At 72.5% G+C, this 6,288-nt stretch carries 6 protein-coding genes; 3 read left to right on the top strand and 3 right to left on the bottom strand.

The window, feature by feature from the left end:
- Window positions 1-108 (bottom strand): glutaredoxin family protein (locus tag CBZ_RS13995; RefSeq protein WP_174768679.1); only part of this gene is annotated, 108 nt, incomplete at its 3' end.
- Between the two features lie 88 nt (window positions 109-196).
- Between CBZ_RS13995 and CBZ_RS13990 the strand changes: the two genes are divergently transcribed.
- Together CBZ_RS13990 and CBZ_RS13985 are read left to right on the top strand one after the other, a co-directional pair.
- A complete protein-coding gene (locus tag CBZ_RS13990; protein ID WP_130782131.1) occupies window positions 197-1,081 on the top strand; it encodes an HAD family hydrolase in 885 nt (294 codons plus the stop codon).
- A gap of 37 nt (window positions 1,082-1,118) precedes the next feature.
- The gene (locus tag CBZ_RS13985) at window positions 1,119-1,643 is read left to right on the top strand and encodes a GNAT family N-acetyltransferase (RefSeq protein ID WP_246013398.1); all 525 of its coding nucleotides are present in this window, start codon (window positions 1,119-1,121) and stop codon (window positions 1,641-1,643) included.
- A 157-nt stretch (window positions 1,644-1,800) separates the two neighbouring features.
- On the opposite strand, the gene CBZ_RS13980 is transcribed toward CBZ_RS13985, so the two are convergent.
- Both CBZ_RS13980 and arfA read right to left on the bottom strand, forming a co-directional pair.
- Window positions 1,801-2,964, bottom strand: coding sequence for an arabinan endo-1,5-alpha-L-arabinosidase (locus CBZ_RS13980; protein WP_246013397.1), 1,164 nt, complete (start codon window positions 2,962-2,964; stop codon window positions 1,801-1,803).
- 1 nt (window position 2,965) lies between these two features.
- Window positions 2,966-4,474: an arabinosylfuranosidase ArfA gene (gene arfA, locus CBZ_RS13975; protein ID WP_130782129.1), complete on the bottom strand. Its 1,509-nt coding sequence runs from the start codon at window positions 4,472-4,474 to the stop codon at window positions 2,966-2,968.
- A 333-nt stretch (window positions 4,475-4,807) separates the two neighbouring features.
- Here arfA and CBZ_RS13970 point away from each other — a divergent pair, with 333 nt between their 5' ends.
- Window positions 4,808-6,154 carry an ABC transporter substrate-binding protein gene (locus tag CBZ_RS13970; RefSeq protein ID WP_130782128.1) on the top strand — a complete coding sequence of 449 codons (1,347 nt, stop codon included), beginning with the start codon at window positions 4,808-4,810 and terminating at the stop codon, window positions 6,152-6,154.
- Window positions 6,155-6,288 lie beyond the last annotated feature (134 nt).

Raw genomic sequence — 6,288 nt, 5'->3', positions numbered from 1 at the left:
CGTGTCACCCGTCCGGGCGCAGACGTCCGCGATGACGACCCGGGCCTCCTCGCACAGGTGGCAGCCCTCGCGGCCGAACAGGACGACTCGGGCAGGGGCGTCAGGCATCCCCCCACGCTAGGCGACGCGGACGGCCGGGGTGACCCGTCGCACACCGGGCACCACGGTTGCCCGCGACCCTCGTTACAGTGGCCGGGTGCGACCGGCAGCCGAACCCTCCCCCGTCGCGCGCGCGATCGCGGAGGCCGGGGTCGCCAGGGCCCCCGCGGACGCCCCCGTCGCGCCCGCACCGCCCGGCTCGACCGACCACCGCGTCGGCGCGTTCTTCGACGTCGACAACACGATCATCCGCGGCGCGTCCTCGTTCCACCTCGCCGTCGGGCTCTACCGGCGCGGCTTCTTCAAGAAGCTCGACATCGTGCGGTTCGGGGTGCACCAGGCGCGGTACCTCGCGTTCGGCGAGAACAAGCACCAGATCGACGAGGTCCGCTCGCGCGCGCTCGAGATCATGCGCGGCCACTCCGTCGCCGAGGTCACCGCCATCGCCGAGGACGTCTACGACGAGGTCCTGTGCCTGCGGATCTACCCCGGCACGCAGCGGCTGCTCGACGACCACATCGCCGCGGGGCACGAGGTCTGGCTCGTCACCGCCACGCCCGTCGAGATCGGCGAGATCATCGCGCGTCGGCTCGGCGTCACCGGGGCGATCGGCACCGTCGCCGAGCACGACGACGGGTTCTACACCGGCCGGCTCGTCGGGGACATGCTGCACGGCCAGGCGAAGGCCGACGCCGTCCGGGCGCTCGCCGACCGGGACCACATCGACCTGTCCGCGTCCTACGCGTACGGCGACTCGACGAACGACGTCGCGATCCTGTCCGAGGTCGGGCACCCCTGCGCGATCAACCCCGACCGGCGCCTGCGCCTGCACGCCGCGCACGTCGGCTGGCCCGTGCGCGAGTTCCGCAGCAGCCGCGGGCGGACCGCGCGGCGCAGCATCAACGCCGCGAGCCTCGCCGGTCTGGCCTGGGCCGTCGGCCTCGTCGTGCGGGCCGTGCGGCGCTCGCTGCGCGGCTCCTGACCGTCCGGCGCGCAGCCCGCTGCCTATGCTGACGCGCATGCCCGTGCGCCCCGCGACCCCCGCCGACATCGACGCGCTCGCGGACCTCGCCGCCGTGACGTTCCCGCTGGCCTGCCCGCCGGGGTCCACGGCCGCGGACCAGGCGGCGTTCGTCGCGCAGGTCCTGTCCCCCGAGCGGTTCGCCGGGTACGTCGTCGACCCGGCGCGCGCGGTGCTCGTCGCCGACGAGGACGGCACCCTCACCGGCTACACGATGCTGGTCGAGGGCGAGCCGGCCGACGCCGACGTCCGGGCCGCGCTGACGGTCCGCCCGACGATCGAGCTGTCCAAGTGCTACGTGCACCCCGACCACCACGGCGGGGGCGTCGCGCACGCGCTCATGGCCGCGTCGGTCGACGAGGGACGCGCGCGCGGTGCCGCGGGCATGTGGCTCGGCGTCAACCAGCTCAACGCGCGGGCGCGGGCGTTCTACGAGCGGTCCGGGTTCGCGGTCGTCGGGACGAAGCACTTCACGGTCGGGTCGCGCGTCGAGGACGACTTCGTGCTGGAGCGCGCGCTCTGACGAGTCGTGCCCGGTCGTGCCGGACGTCGAGGGACACGAGTTCTGCCTCGACTGAGACCCGGGCCGCGCCTGCAACGGCGTCCGGACGGTGGATCGGGGCGGACGGCGCACACCTCCGGGCACGCCGCCCGCCCCTGCTCGTGGGCCGGGTCGCCGGTCAGGACCCGGCGGCCGCGGCGGCCTGCTCCGGCGCGGTCGTCGCGACGGGCCAGCCCTCGTCGTCCCATGCGAGCTCGCGCAGACCGAGGGTGATCTCGCCGCCCGCGGCCGCGTCGTACCAGTGGAACGCGAGGATCCCGCCGGACACCGACTGCCCGCCGGGGCCGACCATGTCGCCGGTCGTCGCGAGCAGCGGCTCGCCGCCGTCGTCGACGAGGTCCGTGCCGGACCGGTCGAGGTACGGCCCCGTCACCGTGCGGGAGCGGCCGACGGCCATGTTGTACGTCGAGTCGGTGCCCCGGCAGCAGAAGTCGCGCGAGAAGAACAGGTAGTACCAGCCGTCGCGGTGCACCAGGTACGGGGCCTCGATGGGGTTCGGGGCGCCGGTGCGGCTCGCGAGGGTCACGGGCTCGGCCTCGGGGTCGGCGGCCTTGCCCGACGGGAACGTCAGCTCGACGAGCTGGATCCCGCCCCAGAACGACCCGAACGCCATCCACCCGCGACCGTCGTCGTCGACGAGCACGCCCGGGTCGATCGCGTTGTAGTCCGTCTCCCCCGGCTCCGAGCCCCACACCAGGCCCTGGTCGACCCAGGCGTAGTCCGGGTCGTCGGGGTCGAGCGTCGTGTTGGTGGTCAGGCCGATGACGGACCGGTTCGAGCCGAACGTCGACGCCGAGTAGTAGAGGTACCAGGTGCCGTCGTGGTGCAGGACCTCGGGCGCCCAGAAGTTCTGCACGCCCGGCACGGCCTCGTAGGCCCAGTCAGGGCGGGTCGACGCGTCCCAGACGGTGCCGATCGCCTCCCAGGTCCGCCCCTCGTCGGTCGACCGGCGGATCTGCGGGGAGCCGAGGCCCTCGCGGACGTCGCCCGTGTTGAACACGTACCAGGGCTCGCCCTCGTCGCCGACGACCAGGGCGGGGTCGTGCGCGCGCAGGTCACCCGTCGGCTCGAGGTCGACCGCGGCCGGCGCGGGGTCGGGGCGCAGCCACCAGGCGAGCCCGCCGCCCGCGGCGAGCACGACGACGAGGACGGCCGCGACGACGGCCAGGCGCCGGCCGCGCCGTCGCGGGGACCGCCCGGAGGCGGTGGCGTCCGCGACGGGCACGGCGTCGACGGCCACGTGCGGGCCGGGGACGCGCGACGGGTCGGGTGCGTCGGTCACGTCAGGCACCCAGCCGGACGACGTTCCACGACACGGGCGGCACCTGCACGGTGAGCCGGCCGTCGCGGACCTCGGCGGTCGTGTTGGGGCGCGGCGCGACGCTCGTGTCGTCGTCCGCGGTGGCGGACCAGGTGTGGTCCGGGTTCGCGAGGGTCGTCGCGTCGAGCACGCGCAGCCCGGGCAGGGCGCGGGCGTCGACCTCGAGCAGCGCGGGCTCGGTGAGCGAGCGGTTGACGGCGAACAGGGTCGTCGCGCCGGTCTCGGGGTCGCGCGTGGCGACGGCGTCGACGAGGGAGGCGTCGCCGTAGCGGGCCGTCTCGTACGTCGGGGCGTCGATCGCGACCTGCAGGACGTCGCCGACGGCGTGCCGCGAGGCCTGCGCGAAGGGGTGGAAGATCGTCTGCTTCCAGGACCGGCCGCCGGGCTCGGTCATGATCGGCGCGATGACGTTGACGAGCTGCGCGAGCGACGCGGCGTGCACGCGGTCGGTGTGCCGCAGCAGCGAGATGAGCAGGTTCCCGACGACGACGGCGTCGGCGACGTTGTAGCGGTCCTCGAGCAGGACGGGCGCGACGGGCCAGTCGTCGCCGGTCGGCGGCTTCGACTCGGCGCGCTTCTGGTACCAGACGTTCCACTCGTCGAACGAGATGTGGATGCGCTTGTCGACCTTCTTGTGGGCGCGCACGGCGTCGGCGGTCGCGGTGACGGCCTCGACGAAGTGGTCCATGTCGGTCGCGGAGGCGAGGAACGACCCGAGGTCGCCGTCCTCCTCCCAGTAGTAGGCGTGCGCGGAGACGTAGTCGACCTGCTCGTACGCCTCGGTCAGGACGATGCGCTCCCACTCGCCGAAGGTCGGCATGACGACGCCGGACGACCCGCAGGCGACGAGCTCGAGGCCGGGGTCGACCATGCGCATGGCGCGGCCGGTCTCGGCGGCGAGGCGCCCGTACTCGTAGGCGGTCTTGGAGCCGATCTGCCAGGGCCCGTCCATCTCGTTGCCGAGGCACCACATGCGGATGTCGTAGGGGTCGGCCGCACCGTTCGCGCGGCGCTGGTCGGCGTAGAGGGTGCCGGCGCCGCCGTTGCAGTACTCGAGCAGGTCGAGCGCCTCCTGGACGCCGCGGGTGCCGAGGTTGACGGCCATCATCGGCTCGACGCCGGCGAGGTCGGCCCAGCGCATGAACTCGTCGACGCCGACGGTGTTGGGCTCGAGCGAGTGCCAGGCGAGGTCGCGGCGTGCGGGGCGCTGCTCGACGGGGCCGACGCCGTCCTCCCAGCGGTAGCCGGACACGAAGTTGCCGCCGGGGTAGCGCACGGTGCTGACGCCGAGCTCGCGTGTGAGCTCGAGGACGTCCTTGCGGAAGCCGTCGGCGTCGGCGGTGGGGTGCGCGGGGTCGTGGATGCCGGTGTAGACGCAGCGGCCGAGGTGCTCGACGAAGGACCCGAAGGTGCGCCGACGGACGGGCCCCACGCGGAACGCGGGGTCGAGGGTGAGGCGGACGGGGAACATGCGAGCTCCTGTGGTCGGCAGTTCTACATCGTTGTAGATGGCATGATGCCTGCGCGGCGGTCGGGCGTCAAACAGCCCGCCGCCCGTCCCGCCGCGGTCGCGCCGAGCCCGCTCGGAGAGCCGTTACCAGTTCGTGGCTTGACCGACCGGCGGGGTTCGTGTCATGTTGTGCAACGTTGTAGATCAACGTTGTAGGAACGACGTTGGATAAGCGAACAGAGGTCAACGACGACCACGACGGACCGCACCGCTCCGGCGCCCCGCCCCACCGGCGGACGCGGTCCCGACGACGACCGTGACCTCGCAGATCCTCGGGATATGGGAGGCAGGCAGATGATCAGGAGGAAGCTCCTCGCCGCGGCGGCGATCGCCGTCGCCGGGACCCTCACGCTGACCGCGTGCAGCGGCAGCGGCGACGACAGCACCGGTGACGGTGGTGACAAGACCATCACGTTCATGTTCCGTGGTGGACCGGACGAGAAGGCCGCCTACGAGGCCGCCATCGCCAAGTTCACCGAGGACACCGGGACCAAGGTGAAGGTCATCGTGACCGACGCCGACCAGTACGCCACCAAGCTGCAGGCGTCCGTCGCCGGCAACAACGTGCCGGACGTCTTCTACATCGAGCAGGCCAGCCTGCAGTCCTACGTCGCCTCCGGCGTCCTCATGGACATCACCGACCAGGTGGACGCCAGCGGCGTCGACCTGTCGAACATCTGGGAGTACGGCGTCAACTCCTACCGCTTCGACGGCACCACGCAGGGCACGCCCGACGGCGCGCTCTACGGCCTGCCGAAGGACGTCGGCCCGTTCTCGTTCGGCTACAACAAGACGATGCTCGAGGCGGCCGGCATCCCGCTGCCCGACAAGGACACGCCCCTCACCTGGGACGAGTTCGTCGCGATCAGCAAGCAGCTCACCGTCGACAAGAACGGCGACGGCACGCTCGACCAGTGGGGCACCGGCCTCAACGTGCAGTGGAACCTGCAGTCGATGGTGTGGAGCAACGGCGGCGACTGGACGAACGAGGACCACACCGAGGTCACCGTCGACACCCCCGAGTTCGCCGAGGCGCTGCAGAAGTTCGCGGACCTCACGAACGTCGAGAAGGTCACGCCGTCGGCGTCCGACGCCGCCACGCTGGACACCTACCAGCGCTGGATGGCCGGCGAGATCGGCTTCTTCCCGGTCGGCCCGTGGGACGTCTCGGTCTACAACGACCTGGACTTCGACTACGACCTGATCCCCTGGCCGACCGTCGGTGACGCCGGCACGGCGACGTGGCTCGGCTCGCTCGGCATCGGCGTCTCCGCGACGTCGAAGTACCCCGAGGACGCCGTCAAGCTCGTCACGTACCTGAGCGCCGACGCCGACGCGCAGCAGACGCTGGTCGACGCCAACATCCAGATCCCCAACCTCATCGACGTCGCCGAGGCCTGGGCGGCCGAGGAGGGCGCCGAGCCCGCCAACCGCCAGGAGTTCCTCGACATCGCGCAGGACTACGGCCGGGCGATGCCCGCCGCGTTCACCTACGGCGCGGAGTGGTACGACGAGCTCTGGACCAACATCCAGCCGGTGCTCGACGGCAAGCAGACCGCCGCCGACTACCTCAAGGAGACGCAGCCGAAGATGCAGACGCTGCTCGACGAGTCCATCGCGAACGCCGAGCAGGCCGGCTGACGCCGACCCGGCCCGTCTGACCCGATCCCCGCCGCCCGGCCCCCGTCCGGCCGGGCGGCGGGGACGCCCCCGCACGACACCGCGGGGCCCCCGCAACGAAGGAGCCTGGGATGGCGCGCACCGCGACCGTCGAG

Source organism: Cellulomonas biazotea, from assembly GCF_004306155.1.
GTDB classification, from domain to species: Bacteria; Actinomycetota; Actinomycetes; order Actinomycetales; family Cellulomonadaceae; genus Cellulomonas; species Cellulomonas biazotea.
Note: the sequence above shows the minus strand (reverse complement) of the source record. Positions and strands in the feature narration are given on the sequence as shown.